The sequence below is a fragment of the Planctopirus limnophila DSM 3776 genome (genome assembly GCF_000092105.1).
GTDB lineage: Bacteria > Planctomycetota > Planctomycetia > Planctomycetales > Planctomycetaceae > Planctopirus > Planctopirus limnophila.
Map to the genome: position 1 here is coordinate 1,715,274 of NC_014148.1, position 19,721 is coordinate 1,734,994.

A 19,721-nucleotide genomic window follows, 5' to 3' on the forward strand; every position below is an offset into this window, starting at 1 on the left:
GGTCGATGATTTTCGTCGATCAACCGTCGGAGTGAACCAGTTCCAGATTGCTGCTTGCTGACAATTCGTTTTGATGGGTCGCCACCTGTTCGAGAATCAACTGGATGAGGCGCACTTTGTTGATGGGTTTCGTCGTGTAGTCGCTGCAACCGGCTGCCAGGCACTTTTCGCGATCACTGCTCATGGCGTGAGCTGTTAGAGCCACAATGGGTGCCCGATAGCCTGCGGCGCGTAGTTTTGCGGATGCCTGATAACCATCGAGAACAGGCATTTGCATATCCATGAGGATCACATCAAAACCGCTGGCTGATCTTTGAGCATCCATGGCCTGTTGAAATGCCAGTTCTCCGTTCTCGACGACCATGACTTCTGCACCGGCTTTTCTCAGAATCAGAGAGATGAGTTTCTGGTTATCCGGGCCATCTTCCGCCAGCAGAATTCGAAGATTCTGCAGAGGAGCCGTAGTGGCAATGGATTGTGGTGCCGGGCTTTCGGATGTTGTCGAAACGGCAGATGAAGACTCCACTGCTGCCTGCTGGAGATCGTGGAATTGTGGAGTACTGAATTGAGGTTTGATGGCATCGATATGCAGCGAGAAGACCGAACCGACACCGACTTGTGAGGTGACTTCAATATCGCCATGCATCATGCGTGCCAGCCGACGACTGATGGTTAACCCTAAACCAGTGCCACCATATTTTCGAGTGGTGGAGGTATCCGCCTGAGTAAAGGGTTGGAAGAGTCGTCCGATCTGCTCTTTGGTCATACCGATCCCGGTATCACAAACACTGAATCGTAGACCACCCAAAGCATCAGGATTTCCCGTCTGTGTTCCTTGCGGGTTCACATATTCGACTCGCAGTTGCACATTGCCGACATGGGTAAACTTGACGGCGTTGCCGAGCAGATTCAGTAGAATCTGGCGGAGCCGGGTCGGGTCGGTCTCGACAAACTCAGGGACGTTAGAAGCGGTTTGCACAACGAGTTTAAGGCCTTTATCGCGAGCTCGAATCCGCATGAGAGCGCAGGCATCATTGGCGATGAGAATCGGTGAACAACGAACGCTTTCGATGGTCAGTTTGTCAGCTTCGATTTTCGACAGATCCAGAATGTCGTTGATGATCTCCAGGAGAAAATCCGCATTGCGGCGAATGGTCTGCAAGGAATCGGCAGCGTGTGGAGCGATGTCAGGTTGTTCGAGCAGCAGTTCGGTGTAGCCAAGAATCGCAGTCATGGGAGTACGGATTTCGTGGCTCATGTTGGCCAGGAACTCGCTCTTCGTCCGTGCTGCATCTTCCGCCTGAGTTTTGGCTTTACCAAGTTCCTCAACCACCCGTGCCAGATGAGCGCTGTTCTGCTCTTCGATTTCTTTGAGTCGCTTCAAGTCTTCGGCGTATCGTTTGAGAGATTCTTCCGCGTGGATGCGTTCGGTAATATCCTCGATGGTGCCGACATGCGTTGTCCCTTCATCCGAAAAGACAGGATTAGAGCGAATCTGTACCCAGCCTGTGGAACCATCAGGAGCTTTGTTGCGAAAGATTCCGGAGAAACCTTCCAGTTCATCCAGTCCTCTTTGCCAGCCGATACGAACGGCTTCGCGATCATCTTCATGCACAAATTCAAACCATTCGTGTGTCAGGCTTTCTTCGAGTGACATCCCGGCAATCGCCCGCCAGGCACTATTCGTGTACCGGCAATTTGCTCCAGCGCCGGCTTCAAAGATACCAATCGGTACTGACTCACTCAGAGTCCTCAGGCGGACTTCACTTACCCGCAGATGTTGCAAAGCGTCTTCCAATTGGGATCGTTCGCGTGATCGACGATCGTCTTCCCGCTGCTGGTGGTGTAGTTGACGAATTCGAATGACGTAGATGCCAGTCGAGAGAATAATCGGCGCTAAATAACTGACAGCATCTTCCTGAAGAGAGATTCCGCACCACAGCTGGCGATAGGCCACGGTCATGCCCAGACCAAGTAATCCACAAGCGATAAAAGATTTCCAATTTCGGAAAACTGCTACCAGAGCCAGGCAGTTGACGGCCAGTTCGAGGCCACCCACAGGTGATTCGTGTTCAGTATATTCACGAAGAGAAATGGTGAGGAGCAGGGACATCAGGCCAATCGCCAGGGGGCCAGTCAGTCTGGGGATTTTCGGCTCGTATCGAACGAGTGAAATCATCAGGAGGCAGATGACGAAGTGCAGGCAGTGTGCGATTGTAACAATTTGCGTCCAATGTGGGGTGCCCTGAAGGCTCAGGACTGCCAGACCATGCATGGCGATGGTTGAAATCGCTACCCAGCGGAGAACCTGCTTGGCGTCAGATGAAAACTGACTCTCCAGGGGGGTGGCTGGAGAAACTGTGGAGTGAACCCGCGAGGTATGCTGGCGGAAAAGTTGATTAGCCTGTCCAATATCGATGTCGAATCGCATGCTGCGGCTCACGTTATCCGTTTTTGTTCATTTTTCGGGACGAGCAGGGCCGTGAAGAACTGTGTTCTTTCCTAATCCCATGTTCCCTTTTGTGAACGTAGGCCAGTTCAGAGCATGAGTTGAGGTTTTTCCATGCAATCGATATGTGGCACTTTTACGAGTTGTGGAAGATAACGAATCTTCCTGATAGCGCGATTGTTTCGAAGGTGATGGTGGAAAGAAATTAGGCTGAGATTGGAGCGAAGCGTTGCCAAGCCTCCTTTCCAATGAATCAGAGACCGTAATCGTCGCCTTGTGAAGGATAAGGGTTTGTCGAAGTTTGCTTTTTCGCTGTTGGCGACTGATCCGAAGAGTATGGCTCGTGCCGGACTTTGGGAGACTCCTCACGGCACGATCGAAACTCCAGCCTTTATGCCTGTGGGCACAGCCGGCACGGTCAAGGGACTGACTCCTGATCAACTGGCGGCGACTGGAGCCAAAAAGATTCTGGCAAACACCTATCATCTCGCGCTACGACCTGGGCCCGAGGTTGTGGCCGACTTAGGTGGTCTGCATCGGTTTTTTGACTGGTCAGGCCCGATTCTGACAGACTCTGGCGGCTTTCAAATCTTCAGTCTGGCGAAACTATCCAGGATGACAGAAGAGGGGGTCACTTTTCGTTCTCATCTGGATGGATCTGCACTGAATCTCACACCTGAGAAGGCGATGTCGATCCAGGAGTTTTTGGGGGCGGATGTCATCATGTGTCTGGATGAATGTCCTCCCGCAGATGCGCCGGAGGAGCATATCCTGCGGGCGGTTGATCGAACGACGCGTTGGGCTGCCCGGTGCCGGGAAGCACATCAGCGGTCTGATCAGGCGCTGTTTGGGATCGTCCAGGGGGGGACCATCGAATCATTGCGAATTCGCTCGGCTGAAGCGTTATTGCCGTTTGATTTTCCGGGATATGCCGTCGGCGGGCTGAGTGTGGGCGAGCCTCCTCCCGAAATGTACCGGACACTGGAATTCACAACTCCGGTGCTACCTGTGCAGAAGCCGCGTTATCTCATGGGGGTTGGGCGCCCTATTGACCTGATTGAAGGGGTCTTACGCGGGATTGACCTGTTCGATTGCGTGATGCCCACTCGAAACGGTCGAAATGGAATGGCATTCACCAGTACTGGGCCTGTGCGGCTGAAAAATGCCAGGCATCTTCGAGATACGAGCCCACTGGATGCTGAATGTCCCTGTCAGGCATGTCAGCGATTTAGCCGGGGGTACCTGAGACATTTGTTCATGTGTGGTGAAATGCTGGGCCCGATTCTCCTGACGTTACACAACCTCACATTTTATCAGAGACTGATGAAGGGGCTGCGAGAAGCGATTCTTGAAGGACGTGGGATTGAGTTCCGAGCCAGTCAGCTTGCCCGGTGGGGTGAGTCTGGCTAGGATACCAGCTTCAATCCGAGGCCGACCATGTTCCGTTGGCTCTTATCTGATAAGAGTTTGGGGCATTTGGTCAGCCTTAGGATTTATGATTTTCGACTTTTGTGAATGTAATCAGGTGGCATGTTGGACGGATTTGATGCACTGAGAGTGGTGCTCAAGTTCGAGGGAGAGACGGAGTGAATTGGCAGTCGGGCTTGATGATTGCACAGCCAGCACCACAGGCAGCACCAGCACAAGGGGGCAATCCGACCACTGAGATCTGGGGCATGTTTGTCCCCATGATTATTGTGGTGGGCCTGTTTTACTTCTTGATGGTTGTGCCTCAGCGAAAAGAGCAGGCCAAACGGGATGCTCTGATCAAGGCGCTGAAAAAGAACGATCGAGTGGTCACCATCGGCGGGATGATCGGGCACGTGGCCAACATCTCGGCGGATGGAAAAGAGATCACCCTGAAGTTCGGTGACAACGTGCGGATTCCTTTCCGCCGCAGTGCGATTCATGAAGTGTTGGGTGAGGAAGTTCCTCCGACAGATGCCAAACCTGTTTGAGGTCGTGCCTCACTCAAATTCAATAGTTCTTCTGGTCTCACAGCGATTTATCCCTCACCGAGAATTATTGAATGCCGGGCGCTGCAAACGTGAGTTGCCTGAATTCTGAGGCGATTTGATTTACTAAGTGAATGCAGTTTCTGACTTGTTCCCAACCAGTGATCAGGCTTGATCAACAATACTTATCGACCGATCTGGCAACATTGAGTTCGCCCGAAAGTGACAGGAAGACACGGAATGGAAGGTTTGTTTTCAGGTTTCACATTGCTTCAGGCATCGCCGGCTGTCGCGGACGCCCCACCAGGTGCCCCGACGGCCAACGTCTGGTTGCTGGGCATTATTGCTTTGTGCGTGCTGACGATCCCCTTCCTGCTGGGAACCCTGGTTGCGGGTGCTCTGCGGATGAAGGACATCGCTTTCCGCCTGAGCCTGGTGTTCTTCGTGACGGCCTTGTCACTAACGCCATTTATCTACAGTGGTGTGAGTGGTGAAGGGCTACTTAAAGCCATTCCACTGGGGATTGACCTCGCTGGTGGAACCAATCTGGTTTATCAGATTGATGTTGATGCCGCCAAAAAGGATGGAAAAAACCTTGATATCAATACCGTCGAACAGCTCGTCCAGGCGATTGGCAAGCGACTTAATCCTTCGGGTGCGGAAGAGATCACGATTCGTCGCGTGGGGCGAGATCGTATTGAAGTCATCATTCCCGGTGCCGACAAAGACATTGTCGAACAGAAGAAGCGATTGATCACCCGGCTGGGAAGTCTGGAATTTGCCATTCTGGCCAATGCCCGTGATCATGCTTCGATCATCAGCCGGGCCAATCAGTTACCGGATGGAACAGATGATCTTCGTGACGACAAACTGCTGGTTGCCAGTTGGCGCACCGTTGCTGATGGCAAGAATGTGGGCCAGAACGCAAATGATCAGACGCAGTTGCGGGTCGTCAAGCGGCGGAATGACAAAGGTGAACTGGTTGATGTCCAGCAGTTTCTCGTCGTTCATGAAACCCCTGACAAGCAGGTAACGGGTAAGCTACTGCAGGATGCCGGTTATCGTCCTGATCAGCAGGGACGTCCTGCGGTTTCATTCCGCATGACGACGACAGGTTCGATTCGTCTGGATGCACTCACTGCCAAATATGCTCCCGATCCAGTGGATAAGTTCGAGCGTCGTCTGGCAATTCTTCTCGATGGAAAAGTCTACTCGGCACCTAACCTCCGAGACCGCTTGTCATCTGGCGGCGGTGAGATCACGGGCGATTTTGATCGTAAAGAAGTCGATGAACTCGCTGGAGTCCTCAATGCGGGGGCTTTGGAAGTCCCTTTGATTCCGACGCCTGTGAGTGAATTTACAATCAGTCCACTCCTTGGGGCTGATGTGCAGCAGAAAGGTTTGCTGGCGATTGCACTCTCGGCGGCTGCCGTCTTCATCTTCATGGCGGTTTACTACATGGTCTCTGGTTTGGTGGCCGACATGTGTCTGGTGCTGAACCTGATCATGGTGGTGGGAGCGATGGCGTTTATCGATGCCACCTTCACACTGCCTGGTTTGGCTGGTCTTGTGTTGACCATTGGTATGGCGGTTGATGCCAACGTGCTGATTTACGAACGATTCCGCGAAGAAATGGCCCGCGGCGCCAGTCTCCGGCTGACTATCCAGAATGGCTTCGACAAGGCACTTTCGGCCATTGTCGACGGTAACGTGACCACTCTGATTACGGCGGTCATTCTCTTCATGATTGGCACCGATGCCGTGAAGGGCTTTGCCGTTTCGCTGTTTATTGGTTTGAGTGCGTCGATGTTCGCGATTCTGGTGTTTGGTCGCATCTGCTTCGACATCATTGAACGCAAGCGGCTGGTCAAATCCTTGTCGATGATGCCGACCATCAAGCTGAACGGTGTCGATTTTCTGGGGATGCGAGTACCAGCCATCCTGTTTTCAGTGGTGGTGATCGCGGTCGGGATGTTCGCTCTGGTTTCACGCGGCAAAGACAATCTCGATATCGACTTTACTGGCGGTACCATGGTGACTCTGGAATTCCAGAAGTCACAAGAAACGGCCGTTGTTCGCGAGAAACTCGATGCCAAGTTCCCGACAGCAATTTCTCTGGAAGAACTGCGGCTGAACGATGAATCTGCAACTGCAGGGACTCGTTTCCGCATCCGCACAAGTTTGATTGATCGAGAACAGGTTCGCGGATTGATCAACGAGTCGTTTGCAGACCCTGAGACCGCACTCACGAGAGTGCAGTTGAGTTTTGGAGACATCACGCCTGTGACGGCCGATGACTCGAAGACCATTCGAATCAGGCCAGGGACGAATATCGACAAGTTTACCGGTGGGCATCGAGTTCCACTGACGTTTACAGGTCCGGTGGCTGAAGCGACTGTCGCTGAATATCTGGCGGAACAACTCAAGAAGTTCCCTGGAAAAGATTCTCAGCCTAGGTATGACTCGGCGATTGGGATGGTGCTGGTCGATGGTGTGAGTGCCGGTGGTCAGTCCACGACCGGAAAATTCACAGAATTGGTTGCTCGTGTGGCTCCGGATGTCTCGAATGAAGATCTGGCCGAGGCACTGAAGGCCTTGGCAACACAACTGGCTAACGAGCCGATCTTTGATGAGTTCAATTCGTTTACGACCTCGGTTGCAGCAGAAACTCAGCAGAACGCACTGTTGGCCATTTTGTTGAGTCTGGTGGCGATTGTGGTTTACATCTGGTTCCGCTTTGAGAAGCTCTATTACGGTTTTGCTGCCGTTGCGGCACTGACACACGACGCCCTCGTTGTGCTGGGGAGTGTGGCTTTGGGCGCATGGTTGTCACAGACACCCATCGGGCCGATCCTGGGGCTGGAAGATTTCAAGATCAACATGGGCTTCATTGCGGCGATTCTGACCATCATTGGTTATTCGCTGAATGACACCATCGTGATCTTTGATCGTATCCGTGAAATTCGCGGCAAAAACCCGAATGTCACCTACGATATGATTAATCTGAGCGTGAATCAGACCATGTCGCGAACGATTCTAACTGCTACGACTGTTTTGATCGTCGTGGTGATTCTGTATCTCTTTGGCGGAGAAGGGATTCACACCTTCGCCTACAGCTTTATCATCGGAACCATCGCGGGTACTTATAGTACGATCTTCATTGCCAACCCCGTGCTGTACTGGCTGGTGAGTCGACAGCAGGCCAAGTCGGGTCCTGCCAAGGTCACAGCCTGATAAAGCGGCTTTGTCAATGAATGTGAGTTAAAGTCAAAGATGATTGAGCCGCCTCCTGCTTTCGAGCCGGGGGCGGTTTTTGTTTTCTGGGCAGTAAAATCGGGGGCATTCGACTAACATTTCCTCCATTGAGTGCTCTGGAAAGATTGATCAGTAGCGGCATTATCGGTTGAGGGGTCGCGTGGATTCGGAACTTGCGGTCAAGACAATTGTCGCACCCGACTGGTCAACCAGTGAGCCGATGATTCTGTTTGCATGGCTGGTCGAAGTGGGAGATGTCGTCGCTGTTGGAGACCGGGTGGCTGAAATTGGCATTCAGGGAGTGAGCCGTGATTTTGAATGCCCTGCCCGTGGTGTCGTCAAACAGCGGCTGGTTAATGCGGGGAGCAGTATTTCCGCCGGAGACGTTCTTTTGAGCCTCTCCTTAAATGAAGACCTGCATGATTCATCCCGTCCCGTATCAGATTGAGGAGCACGCTGCTGATGTCGGTCTGGAGTGAAGTTCGCGGGCAGTCGATGGCTATCGAGCAGTTACGAAAAGCGGTCGAGCGGGGCCGATTGGCCCATGGATATTTATTTGTGGGACCCCAGGGAGTCGGGAAGCGGCTTGTGGCTCAGAAGTTCGCCCAGGCCATCTTATGCAAAGAGCGTAAGCCTCATGAGCTTGAGGCATGCGGCACTTGTACAAGCTGCCGGCCGTTTCTGGCCGGAAATCATCCCGATTTTCAAGTCGTGGAATGTCCGGAAGGAAAGCGGGAGATTCCCATCGATCTGCTGGTGGGGTCTAAGGAGAATCGCGGGCAGGAGGGGCTTTGCCATGGTCTCTCACTGAAGCCACTGAGTGGCAGCCGCAAGATCGCGATTATCGACGACGCGCATTTGCTCAATGATGCCGGTGCGAATGCGATTCTCAAGACATTGGAAGAACCACCCGAACTCGCTGTTTTGATTCTGGTGGCATCGACACTCGAAACCGTCTTGCCCACCATTCGCTCGCGTTGTCATCTGGTGAGGTTTCAGCAGCTCGGCTACGAGGATATTGAGGCCCTGTTAAGTGCCGAGGGATCGATTGAAACCGGGATGGTGAAGGAAGTCAGCCAGATGTGTGATGGCAGTCTTTCCATGGCGAAGGAAATGCTGGATCCAGCACTTTGGGAGCTGCGAAAAACTCTGCGAAAAACACTTTGCGAGCGGCGAATTCCTGGGCAGAAAACGGCTCAGATGATCTTCAGTTATCTTGAAAGCCACTCATCGGAAACATCCGCTCAGCGGGAGTCGATTCAGCATATCTTCCGATTTGTGATCGATGATCTCAGGCGGGTCATCCAGGTGGTTTGTGGTGCCGAGACTCGCGAGCAAAATCACTCGCTCGTTCGAGATTCACATAACGAGATCGTTCAGATGGCAAAGTCACTTTCGCCAGATCCTGAAACGATCGAGTGCTTCGCGAAAATGTGCGACCGGGTGATGGAGGCGAGTGGCCAGGTGTTGCAGAATGTGAACCTTTCGCTATGTCTCGAAGCCTGTTTCGACGATGTTTCAAGGATGCGTGCGAATCTGGCGAACACAGGCGTCAATTGATCCTTCGTAACTGTGTGCCGGGTTGAGGCGTGAATCTCTCGTGAAGCATGGTTATCTGCAGTTTCATTGGAAGAATAGTATAATTTTTCAGTAGAGCTATCGTCTGAATGGTAAACATGTTATGTCTATAGACTTCAGTCAGTAAAGCGGTGACGAAAACTCCTGCATGAGTCTCTGGGCTGGAAAGATAACGTGCCGCGACTGGCAGACATGAATGATCGCTGGGCCCTGGTCACTGGTGCATCGTCCGGCATTGGTGCTGAGTTCGCACGTCAATTGGCTGCCCGGGGGATGCATCTGATTCTGGTGGCACGCCGCACGGAGATGATGCAGGGGCTGGCTGCGGAACTCGATCGATTGCATGGAACCAAAACCGAAATTCTTTCGATTGATCTGACGTTGGCTGATGCGGTTCAACAGATTGCTGACAAAGTTTCTGCTGCCGGGATCGAGGTCGATTTGCTGGTGAACTGTGCTGGTTTTGGCATGGTAGGCGAAATTCTGGAGACAGACTTTGACCGTGTGCGTCAAATGTTACGTCTGAACATCGAGGCCTTAGCAGCTTTGACGTACCAGTTTCTGCCAGGGATGATTCGCCGAAATCGTGGTGCCGTTGTCAACGTGGCTTCGATTGCTGCTTTCCAACCAGTGGCTTACATGGGAGCTTACGCTGCGAGCAAGGCGTTTGTGCTACATTTTACTGAGGCCTTACATGCCGAGCTTTCGGATACCGGTGTGGTCGCGATGGCTGTCTGTCCGGGAGTGACCCAGACCGATTTTTTCGATGTGGCTGGTGCCACGGGCTGGCTGCAGAAACATTCGTCGCAAACACCTGAGGAAGTTGTCCGTCAGGCCCTGAAATCGCTGGATCGTGGTCGTCAGTATGTGGTTACCGGCTGGCGGAACTATCTTTTGACGTGCCTGGTACGGATCGCGACTCGCTGGCGTGTGGTCAATGAATCCAAACGGTTCTTCCGCCCCAGACGTTCGAATAAGTCCAAGAGCTGAAACCTTTACAGGAATCTGCCCGGTAAAGAGTTTGCTCCCATGATCCAAGGGGAGGCTGATTCAAAGTGCTGGCGTGGCTTCGACAATGGCTGCGATTTCGGCTGATTCCGAACGTGGGGGCCGTTCGAGAAGTGCCATCGTCGCTTTTTGCGGTGTTTTGCCGCAGAAAAGGACTTCGTAGACCTGTTGCATGATCGGCAGGTCGAGTTGATGCCGAAGTGCAATCTCGGCCACACTTTTCGACGTGGCTACTCCTTCGGCAACACCCTCCATGGAATGCAGAATATCGTCGATGGATTCGCCCATTCCCAAACGAAAGCCCACCTTACGGTTTCGTCCATAAGGGCTGACACAGGTCGTGATCAAATCCCCCATGCCGGCCAGACCGGTAAATGTCATCGGGTTGGCACCAAAGTAGACACCAAACCTCTGCATCTCGACGAGGCCGCGGGTCATCAGGGCGGATTTGGCATTGTCTCCAAATCCCAATCCATCGCAGATCCCACAGGCAATGGCAATGACGTTCTTGAGGGCACCGGCATACTCGACACCGAGTGTGTCGGCATTGGTGTAAATGCGAAATCGTTCGGTCGAGAACATCTGCTGCACACGGCAGGCCAGTTCGAGATCCTCACTGGAAGCGACGACAGTTGCTGGTAAGCGATGGGCCAACTCTTCGGCATGACTGGGGCCACTGAGAATCGCGACAGATCGTGGCCCGAGAATATCCGTCACGATCTGGCTGGGACGCTGGAAGGTGCCATTCTCGACCCCTTTGATCACACTGATCACAGGCACAGATTCGGGAAGCGAGTTTCGTACCAGTTGAAGTGACTGTCTTAAAAACTGGCAGGGAATGGCGAGGACAAGGTAGTCGCAGTTATGGATGGCGACATTGATGTCAGACGTGATGAAAATGTTGTCGTTCAGTTTGCAGCCCGGCAGGAAACGTCGATTTTCTCGCGTGGATTGAATTTCCACCGCCTGATCCTGATCCCGAACCCAGATCGAGACCTGCTGATGCGGTTGTTCTGCCAGGAGCATGGCACAGGCCGTTCCCATGGCACCGCCGCCGAGAATGGTCAATCGAGTGGTCATAGGAGAGTTCCGATCCATCGGCAAGGGCCAGCCAGGCAGGTCACAGGAAAACTTATTTCTATACGGTGATTAGACTTCCGCGTGATACACAAAATCGATCGTGGGGGAAAGTGTCGGGCTGAGAATCCCGTGATTTCTCCGTGGATTTGACGGCGATTTTCGCTTCCTGAAACTGCCGATGAAATGTCTTCTTTTTTCCACGACCAATGCCCACCCTGAAGATGGAGTCTCTGCTTCAGGATCACAGAATTGAACATGAAAAGCGATTTTTGGAAGAGACAGCTTGCTTTCGCAATTGCATGACCTAGGTTTACAAAAAGTGTTGGTGTTTATCCCGTGATCGTATCCATACGCTCGGGTTGCGTCAGATGCCATATGTATCACCGAGTTTGTGCCGGTGGACGGGGCGTCGATTTGGGCTTTTCCTGCCAGCCATCGGTCCATTGGCTGTCTAACGGATTCGAATCCTGGTCACGATTGAGTTTCGAGTAAGAGTTTCCTCAGGGGCAGATCGAAAGATGAGCACGACTTATCCCACTCCCGGTTCGGCAGGTGTTCTCCCCCATCAGGCTGGCATCAATCCCGAGACTGGAAACGTTTTCTCCGACCGCCGTGCTCCTCGACCGGAAGGTCGAAGTGGCGGCCCTGAGCGTCGCCAGTTCACAACGACCCCATCACTCATGCGGCCCGAGGTTGCTGAACTGGCCGACGCTGTTGACCGTTACAAGATGGAACATCGCCGTCGCTTCATTACGTTTGAAGAACTCTTCAACGTCATGAGCTCGCTGGGCTATCACAAGTAAGCGAAAACTGTGGGAGTCGATGGTCTATTACAAGCCAGCTTTTAATGCCGCCAGGTGCATCATGAAGTGCGTCTTCAGGATGTCGGCATAGACGGCTGGATGTTCTCTTAAAATCTGCATGAGCACCGCGCCCCAGTGAGGATGCTGCAAGGTGCTGCCAAATGTGCAATGCAGGATTTGCCGTCCCGGTGCAGTAAAGCCCTGTCCAGGGAGGACAGAGCTCCAATCCTGCAGATAGAGCTGGCGAAGCTGGTCATCACTGCTGACTTCATGCGGAGGTGGAACGGCTTCGAGTGTGGCGGAAACGTGATAAGTGGCTTTATCCGTCAGATACCGCTCGCGTGCAAAATCGATCATGCCGCGGAACTCTCCCGGTGCGACCGTCGCCACGACCCTAAGCGCCTCAAGATAGCTTGTTCCGGCGGTTTTGACATGGAACATGCCACCGGTGTATGCCGCCAGTTGTCGGTAGACTGTCAACTTGTCAGAGCCGGAATGCAGGCTCAGCTTATAAGGGCCCACAACCTTGGCAATCGCTGCATGATCAGCCAATGATCGTTCAAAGGTGGAAATGTCACCCTTAAAATCCACCCCTTTTTCGAATTCTCCAATGAAACGCGGTGCCAGGCTCACCAGCCGGATACCAGCATTCAGGAGTTGCTGGGCAATGATGAAATGTTCGGCTGTCGTGGTGGGCTGATCGGTTTCATCGACACTCAGTTCGATCTCACATGGTCGGCCCGCGCGGTCTTGAACCTGTTGAATGTATTGCCCCAGACGAATTGCGAGTTGAATGGCACGACCGTACTTGACCGCAGCGCGATAAAGCACAGGCTCAGTCATTTCGATTGTCGAACCAGTTGATAGCGAGATTGTCCTCCCCAGGTAGGTCTCGACCCATGGGGAAAGCTCACGGACATCGTGAAAGCGATACTTCAGTTCGTCGAAGGAGTAGTTATCGGCTTTCTGATCGACTTCTGCCGATGGATCAATCGTAAAAAAGACGAACCCGGCTTCCGCAGTGACTTCAACATCAGCCTCGGTTTTCAAATGATCAGCATCAGCCCCGACAGGGCCTTCGTAATGGGCGTTTCGAACCGCCCGGAAGGCATCTTCCATGACCTGTGTCGCCGTTCGACCTGTGCGTGCCATTTCCCGGATCGACTGCTGGGCGAAGATGGGAAGAATTCCCGATGAACTCGCGTTGACAGCAGCAATATGCCCAGGCGTCGCCAAACCCGTGCGATCACCAAATCCAAAACTGGGCGAAAGACCAAGACATTGAGCACTCATCAGCAGGTAGCCTTTAACGATCAAGTCGGTATCAACAGCGCAAGGATGGTTTCATTGCTGGTCTCTGTCGAATGTCCGAGTAAAGTTCCATTGAGCCGAGTCATCAGGACGCAAGAGCTGGTGCAGCGACGCCGAGTCGATCACCCAGTGCGACAAGAGCCTTCCAGTTCCCTTCATCGAGGGGAATACCTTTGGCCTGCCGGCTGTTGAGGGTCGATCGTTCAGGATCTCCAGGAAGGTAAATTTCCTTGGATTCATCAATCTTCGGAACGCTGCGAACATACTGTTCCAACTGCTGTACTTCCTGAAGCAGATGATCTGTCCCGGCAAAGAATTCGGGAGAGATGGCCATGAACCAGCCACAGTTGCCAATGGGAGCCGGTGGATTGGGATAGGCACATTGTCCTCCGGACATGCCACCACATAGCATTTCGATCATGAATGCGAGACCGAAGCCTTTGTAAGCCTGGTCTCCGCCTAAGGGCAGGATGGTCCCTGGAGGATTGCCGTATAGGTCGTTGGGATTGGTGCTGGGATTTCCTTCAGGATCGAGAATCCAGCCGGGTGGAACCGGCTCGCCAGCGATTTTCTTCACGCGGACTTTGCCTTCTGCTGTCGCACTGGTCCCAATATCGAAAATGAAGGGGCCCTGGGCGCCTCCTGGCACACCAATGCAAATAGGATTTGTTCCTAATCGAGGGCGCTTGCCTCCCACCGGTGCGACGCGCTGGGCAGCACCGTGAGTGTTGGCCAATGCCATCGAAACAAGGCCGTGAGCCGCAAACTTTTCGGCATATTCACCCAGACGACCAATATGTGAAGAACGTCGCAAAGTGCCGATGACGACAGCCGATGAGGCGGCTTTGGCAATCATTTTGTCCACGAGATGATGGGCGAGAACGAGTCCCAGACCCCAGTTCCCGTCGGCCACAATCGAAGAGGCTGATTCTTTGACGATGTCGAGTTGACTTTTCGGGAGGATGCGGCCCTGTTCGATCTGTTCGATGTAGGAAGCGACCCGCATCACACCGTGCGAATCGTGTCCTCGCAGGTTGGCCTCCACGAGACTGGTGGCCATGCAACTGGCATCCGCTTCGGAGACTCCCGCTGTCAGAAAGAGTTTTTGTGCGTAAGAGGAGAGGGTTTCAATAGCAATCACTGGCACGACGGAACCTTTGGCAGCAGAACAAATCCATGGAAGAGACGAACACCTTCACTGATCTGCAGGTTACATATTTAAGTTGACTGATGCCAGAGAGGGCCAGTTTCAGAGATCGCCAAGGCCCACGATGGATCGAAAAACTTGATGATGAAATCAGTGAGTTCGGTCACAGGTCAGAAACTTCGAAGGCTCAAGGAAAAACTACCCGTGTGTCTCTGTTTTCTCTTGCCGTTTGACTTGCTGATAAATCTCTTCCATTTCTTTCAACGAAGTCTCAGACATTTTTTTGCCGCGAGCTTGAACGGCAGTTTCAATCGCACGGAAGCGGCGCTCGAATTTCTGGTTGCTGGAACGCAGAGCTTCTTCGGGATTGATGTGCCATCTGCGGGCGATGTTAGCGAGAACAAAGAGCACATCGCCTAACTCACTCTGAACACGTTCGCGAGCTTCCGCATGCTCGATTGAGCGATCGGGCATGACTTCCGCTTCGACGGTCGCCGGAGGGAACTCAGGAATGCCAGCAGGAAAAAGTTCTACCTGCAATTCTTCAATCTCTTCGTTGAGTTTGCTGAAGAGCATTTCACGCTGAGGAAAATCGTAGCCCGCTCTGGCGGCTTTCTCGGAAAGCCGCGCTGCACGGGCGAGTGCGGGCATTTCTCTTGGAAGGCCATCGAGAATCGATTCCCGCTGTTTTTCCTGCTGTTTGGCGTTCTCCCAATGAACTTTGACATCATTTGCCGTGCTCGCTGATTCGTTACCGAAGACGTGCGGATGGCGGTGAATCATCTTGGCGGTCACGCCGCGAATCACATCGATGAGATCGAAACGCTGTTCATCGCGGCCGATCTGAGCATCAAGGATCACTTGAAGCAGGACATCGCCCAACTCTTCGACAATCGCGATGTTGTCGTCATGCTCAATGGCTTCGATGAGTTCGTAAGTTTCTTCCAGCGTATGTTTGCAGACCGATTTTAACGTCTGTTCACGATCCCACGGGCAGCCATCAGGAGCACGCAGGCGGGCAATCGTTTCCACAAACTTCTGGAACTCGGGCAGCAGGATCTCAATGGGAGGAGTTTCTCCTGAGACCTGACTTAAAGGAAGTGCTTGACCAGTGACCGTTTTCCCATTCGATGATGGTGAAGCTTGCGAATGAGCAGTCATAGAAAATCAGCTTCCTTCGAGGATTCAACGAGGCTTTCGAGGTGATACCAGCCACCTGCCGAGTGGCCGGGGATTGCATCATTTGCGCTAACGGCACATCATAACGAGGGTCGTCTGCTTGAGCTTGCGACCTCGTCCATCGAATTTGGTGAAGGATAGCCCAGATGAACGCCCGATTTCATGTAACGAAGATCATTCTGTTGTTTGTGATTGGTCTGGGGAATTTCTTGTTCTTTACTTCCATGCCCACGGCAAGCATTCTGCGGAATCTTCACGCCGAGGATGAAAAGTCGCCAGCAGTAAAAACCGCTGGGGAACTGACACCGGCTGAAGAGGAGTTCCGGAAGCAGATGACAGGGTCAGTGTTAGTAGGTGTTTTTTCCATTGACGGCCGGACGGGGGCACCGAAAGAAGAGCGTTATGAGATTTCCGAAGTGAGGAAAGTCGCACCAGGGAAGGCAGACAACTTTGTGTGGCTGATCACTTCCCGCATTAAGTATGGTGATAAAGATGTCAAGATTCCTGTGCCTGTGGAGGTTCGCTGGGCAGGCGATACTCCCATGATTCAACTGACCAATACGACGATCCCGCTCATGGGCACATTCACTGCTCGGGTGATGATTTACAAAGATCGCTATGCGGGAACCTGGCAGCATGATGCAGTGGGTGGTCACATGTGGGGAAAAATCGAGAAGGCCCCCGAGACCAAAGAACCGGTCAAGTAACGCCCGAACAGACATCGGCTGGTAACTGGTTGTGACACAAGTAATGTCGGTTCAGCTCCAGGTGTCGCTGGATGTGCAGGTGAGTTGTTTCAAACTGGCCATGACCACCGATTGTGGGCACGACCAGACTGTGAAAAACATCGCTTCACAGATGGCACGCGAGGCGGGATGGCCTTGCATAAACCCGGCTCCTTTACAGGCTGAGAGATAAACCTGAGCCGCACGGATAACCAGTGAATTCGCCTGCTGTCGCAAGATCTCTGGCGATGTGGCCAGAGTTCCTTGAGCGCAGGCAAAAAGTTGAGATCTGAAGTCAGTCGCTTCCGCGAGGAGTGCCTCGTAAATGGGCTGCAGTTCGGGCCGCTGGGCGACTTCGTGAGACAATCGCTCGATGGTTCCCAGGGTGGCACCTAAAGCGAGTGAAGTTGTTGAAAGTGAGCCTGTGGCTGGCGTGTTTTTGTTTTGAGACGAGGGGAGGCTGCTCCCTTTGAGCACCTGGGGTTGTGGCCCTGCCACAATGTCATCCACACTGATTTTGACATTTCTCAGCTCGACAGAACCTGTCGATGTCTCATTTAACCCCAGAAGTGGCAGCGGCCGCAAAACATCAACCCCCAATTGCTCAGGATCGATCATCACCAGCATCTGGTCGGCATCAGCCTCGGAAGGCATGATTGTGGCCCCTGTGAGGATCGATGAGGCACGTTGAGCCGAGCTGACCCACGGGATCATCCCGTTCAGAAGATATCCCCCATCATCGCAGATCGTAGCGGAAACCACCGGTTGGGTGGCAAACTGACGTGAAGTCGTCAGGTGAGAAATGCCCACGGTGGAGAAGGTTGCTCCTTGCGTGCTGCGTTTGAGCCATTTGGCCTTCGTATGACTGTTGGGCGATGCTGCGAGACGCAACACCGAAGCATTGCGCTGCGAGAGTAAAAATGCGGTGGTTAAGCAACCGGAGGCGAGAATCATGCCGAGTTCAAGACGGTCGGCTTCCGTGTGAACTTCAAGGCTTCCTCCCATATCTTGAGGGACGAACCATTGGAGAAAACAAGCCCGATCCAGCTGCCGCCAGCGATCGACAACCCATGGTTTTGCCGATAAGCCAGACTGTGGGATATATGATTCTGCCTGTGGTTGTGACTCGACAGCAGACCCATTCGGCACGCCGTCGCTGAGTTGCCACGAGGCAGCGAGTTCATAAGCGACTGGACGCCAGTCATGTGCTTCTCGTGGATTGATCATATTCTCCAATGCTCTGGTCAAGACCGCATGGCCATGGGCAAACAACTGCTGCTTCAAAGATTGTAGCGGATTTGCAGCAACCTTCATGGAACTGCTATGTCACCAGGGCGTCGTTTCGGCTGAAAAAGAGGTCGGAGAATCGGCCAATCATTCCGAAACATCTCGTGAATCGGATCTGATTGACTGCCCAAGCACAAAGGAGTTGATTAAACTATTTTCCGGCAGGCTCTGTAGCTCAACGGTTAGAGCAGAGGACTCATAATCCTTTGGTTCTGGGTTCGAATCCCAGTGGAGCCAATCAGGTCTTCGAAGTGCTGCTGGCGTTTGAGCTGTGGATCACTTGGGCCGATTCAGTGAATATGCCGTGTTTCGTGTGGCTGGTGCGAATGATCTGGCGATTGAGAACGCCAGCGATTCTGTTGCCCTTCGGCGAGATGGTAGCAGGCTTTAGAGGCTTCTTCCCATGCCCCAGATTGCGCTTGTCGGATGATCCGCTCGAACTCTGCCAGGGCGGCTGGGGACATCTCCCCCTGAGTGGCTCGCTGCCGGATGGCCTCTTCGACTTTATTGAGTTGCGAGGGATTGCGAGATGACGTGGCGGTCCAAAGAAGTTGAACGTACTTGAGGTTGTTCTGCTCAATGACTGCCGGCGTAGCCCACCATCGCCAGAGAACCATCAATACAACAATCGTTAATAAAAGCGACAGCCCCCAAATGACTCGAAGATCGCGGATCATTTCACTGAACGATAGTTCGGACATTTTTTCGATCGCCCTTACTTGATGACTATTCGAATCGCCTGGCATCACCAAACGCGCAACCGCGCAATGGAATGGCAGTTACCAGTTCTCGGACATTAGGGGGGCAGGAAAAATCGAGCCCTCTCTCTAAGAAATAGTGATGATCACAGAGCGGGGCCGACTGAGAGTAGAAGCCAATCAGTATTCGGCAACGACTTCATTCCCTCGGCAGCTTGAGAGTGCTGCCCAGGTGGGCTGATGAATGAATTGGGAAACGAAGCGGACACTGCCGTCGCCCAGCAACACATGAGCCCCGCCTGCGTGAGGAGAGTACATCTGGCAGACATGGCACAGCGGGCTGTTGGGTGGATGTATGGGAGCGAACCCTGTTACTGGATCGATCTCATCTTGAGCGGGGCCCGAGTGAACATTGACCAGCGTCGCTGCAGCATCGCATGTGGTCATAGGGAATCTGGCTGGATCGATGGAGCAGACCTCGGCTCCAGGGACCACGCCCACCCACGTTTTGTCACTGACAATGCTGTGCTCTCCAATGAAGATCGTGTTGGACAGACCATCGGTGACATCAGCAGTGCGGATTTTCGAGTTGCGGTACATCGGGCCATTGGCGATCTGTGAGTAATCCTCGATCTGATACCCCCAGGGCTCATCCTGGCCGGCATTCGCCACATAATGGGCGCGACCGAATCTGGCCAGTTCATTGCCAGATCCATCGCGAACAATCATCGGTCCGTTGGAATTGGAGGCAGAGGGAGACATGAAGACCGGGAGATTGATGGCAACGGCTGAGGCATTCTGCGGTGCCCAGCAGGGGAGGTCCGTTCGAATGGAATTGTAGAGTGGAGCCTGGTCGAGATAGGGGAGCAGCATGGTGCCCCAGGCAAACCCGTTGGGGCCATCGAATGTATTGGGATCCCGCGATGGATGCCTCGTATTGCCGAGATAAGCCGCGGGAAACACCTTGTGGGCGTCGTGGTAGTTATGAAGTGCAATCCCGATCTGTTTGAGATTATTGCGGCTTTGGGTACGCCGAGCCGCCTCGCGTGCCTGTTGTACTGCGGGAAGCAGTAACGCAATGAGCACGGCGATAATCGCAATGACGACCAGCAGCTCAATGAGCGTAAAGCCAATTCTGCGAGGGGTTACGGACATTGAAAACTCCGGTTTTGCAAGTTAGTATCCACTGTTTTGATTAATCAAAACTTGGGATAGAATTGCATGTGAATCGAAGTTTGTCAAGAAA

At 53.1% G+C, this 19,721-nt stretch carries 16 protein-coding genes and 1 tRNA gene; 9 read left to right on the forward strand and 8 right to left on the reverse strand.

The genetic code is table 11. The features are described from left to right. Positions 1 to 19: 19 nt before the first annotated feature. Positions 20 to 2,431 (reverse strand): PAS domain-containing hybrid sensor histidine kinase/response regulator, encoded by a 2,412-nt coding sequence (locus PLIM_RS22595; protein WP_013109611.1) that lies wholly within the window; start codon positions 2,429 to 2,431, stop codon positions 20 to 22. Between the two features lie 309 nt (positions 2,432 to 2,740). Here PLIM_RS22595 and tgt point away from each other — a divergent pair, with 309 nt between their 5' ends. From tgt to PLIM_RS06975, 6 genes are all read left to right on the forward strand, one after another. Further along, complete coding sequence (tgt, locus tag PLIM_RS06950; RefSeq protein WP_013109612.1) at positions 2,741 to 3,859, forward strand: tRNA guanosine(34) transglycosylase Tgt; 1,119 nt, start codon at positions 2,741 to 2,743, stop codon at positions 3,857 to 3,859. Between the two features lie 176 nt (positions 3,860 to 4,035). Then, complete coding sequence (gene yajC, locus PLIM_RS06955; protein WP_013109613.1) at positions 4,036 to 4,407, forward strand: preprotein translocase subunit YajC; 372 nt, start codon at positions 4,036 to 4,038, stop codon at positions 4,405 to 4,407. Positions 4,408 to 4,644: 237 nt separating this feature from the next. Continuing rightward, positions 4,645 to 7,638, forward strand: a complete 2,994-nt coding sequence (locus PLIM_RS06960; RefSeq protein WP_013109614.1) for a protein translocase subunit SecDF — start codon at positions 4,645 to 4,647, stop codon at positions 7,636 to 7,638. A gap of 181 nt (positions 7,639 to 7,819) precedes the next feature. Further along, positions 7,820 to 8,107 carry a biotin/lipoyl-containing protein gene (locus PLIM_RS06965; protein WP_013109615.1) on the forward strand — a complete coding sequence of 96 codons (288 nt, stop codon included), beginning with the start codon at positions 7,820 to 7,822 and terminating at the stop codon, positions 8,105 to 8,107. Positions 8,108 to 8,121: 14 nt separating this feature from the next. After that, positions 8,122 to 9,219 (forward strand): DNA polymerase III subunit, encoded by a 1,098-nt coding sequence (locus PLIM_RS22600; protein ID WP_013109616.1) that lies wholly within the window; start codon positions 8,122 to 8,124, stop codon positions 9,217 to 9,219. A 192-nt stretch (positions 9,220 to 9,411) separates the two neighbouring features. Beyond that, positions 9,412 to 10,227: an SDR family NAD(P)-dependent oxidoreductase gene (locus PLIM_RS06975; RefSeq protein ID WP_013109617.1), complete on the forward strand. Its 816-nt coding sequence runs from the start codon at positions 9,412 to 9,414 to the stop codon at positions 10,225 to 10,227. Positions 10,228 to 10,287: 60 nt separating this feature from the next. Here PLIM_RS06975 and PLIM_RS06980 read toward each other — a convergent pair whose 3' ends face one another. Further along, on the reverse strand, positions 10,288 to 11,325 hold the full coding sequence (locus PLIM_RS06980; RefSeq protein ID WP_013109618.1) for an NAD(P)H-dependent glycerol-3-phosphate dehydrogenase: 1,038 nt from the start codon (positions 11,323 to 11,325) through the stop codon (positions 10,288 to 10,290). A 518-nt stretch (positions 11,326 to 11,843) separates the two neighbouring features. Between PLIM_RS06980 and PLIM_RS06985 the strand changes: the two genes are divergently transcribed. Then, the gene (locus PLIM_RS06985) at positions 11,844 to 12,128 is read left to right on the forward strand and encodes a hypothetical protein (protein WP_013109619.1); all 285 of its coding nucleotides are present in this window, start codon (positions 11,844 to 11,846) and stop codon (positions 12,126 to 12,128) included. A gap of 27 nt (positions 12,129 to 12,155) precedes the next feature. On the opposite strand, the gene PLIM_RS06990 is transcribed toward PLIM_RS06985, so the two are convergent. The 3 genes from PLIM_RS06990 to mazG form a co-directional block, all read right to left on the reverse strand. Then, positions 12,156 to 13,421, reverse strand: a complete 1,266-nt coding sequence (locus tag PLIM_RS06990) for a tagaturonate epimerase family protein (RefSeq protein WP_013109620.1) — start codon at positions 13,419 to 13,421, stop codon at positions 12,156 to 12,158. A 103-nt stretch (positions 13,422 to 13,524) separates the two neighbouring features. After that, positions 13,525 to 14,586, reverse strand: a complete 1,062-nt coding sequence (locus PLIM_RS06995; RefSeq protein WP_013109621.1) for an Ldh family oxidoreductase — start codon at positions 14,584 to 14,586, stop codon at positions 13,525 to 13,527. Positions 14,587 to 14,784: 198 nt separating this feature from the next. Further along, positions 14,785 to 15,747, reverse strand: a complete 963-nt coding sequence (gene mazG, locus PLIM_RS07000) for a nucleoside triphosphate pyrophosphohydrolase (RefSeq protein ID WP_013109622.1) — start codon at positions 15,745 to 15,747, stop codon at positions 14,785 to 14,787. A 164-nt stretch (positions 15,748 to 15,911) separates the two neighbouring features. Between mazG and PLIM_RS07005 the strand changes: the two genes are divergently transcribed. Then, positions 15,912 to 16,472, forward strand: a complete 561-nt coding sequence (locus PLIM_RS07005; protein ID WP_013109623.1) for a hypothetical protein — start codon at positions 15,912 to 15,914, stop codon at positions 16,470 to 16,472. A gap of 51 nt (positions 16,473 to 16,523) precedes the next feature. Here the strand turns inward: PLIM_RS07005 and PLIM_RS07010 are convergent, their stop codons facing one another. Continuing rightward, positions 16,524 to 17,804, reverse strand: a complete 1,281-nt coding sequence (locus PLIM_RS07010; RefSeq protein WP_013109624.1) for an acyl-CoA dehydrogenase family protein — start codon at positions 17,802 to 17,804, stop codon at positions 16,524 to 16,526. A gap of 137 nt (positions 17,805 to 17,941) precedes the next feature. Here PLIM_RS07010 and PLIM_RS07015 point away from each other — a divergent pair. After that, positions 17,942 to 18,014 (forward strand) — tRNA-Ile (locus PLIM_RS07015). 53 nt (positions 18,015 to 18,067) lie between these two features. Here the strand turns inward: PLIM_RS07015 and PLIM_RS07020 are convergent. Together PLIM_RS07020 and PLIM_RS07025 are read right to left on the reverse strand one after the other, a co-directional pair. Next, positions 18,068 to 18,478 carry a hypothetical protein gene (locus PLIM_RS07020; protein WP_013109625.1) on the reverse strand — a complete coding sequence of 137 codons (411 nt, stop codon included), beginning with the start codon at positions 18,476 to 18,478 and terminating at the stop codon, positions 18,068 to 18,070. A 177-nt stretch (positions 18,479 to 18,655) separates the two neighbouring features. Beyond that, positions 18,656 to 19,630, reverse strand: coding sequence for a DUF1559 domain-containing protein (locus tag PLIM_RS07025; RefSeq protein WP_013109626.1), 975 nt, complete (start codon positions 19,628 to 19,630; stop codon positions 18,656 to 18,658). Positions 19,631 to 19,721: the final 91 nt, after the last annotated feature.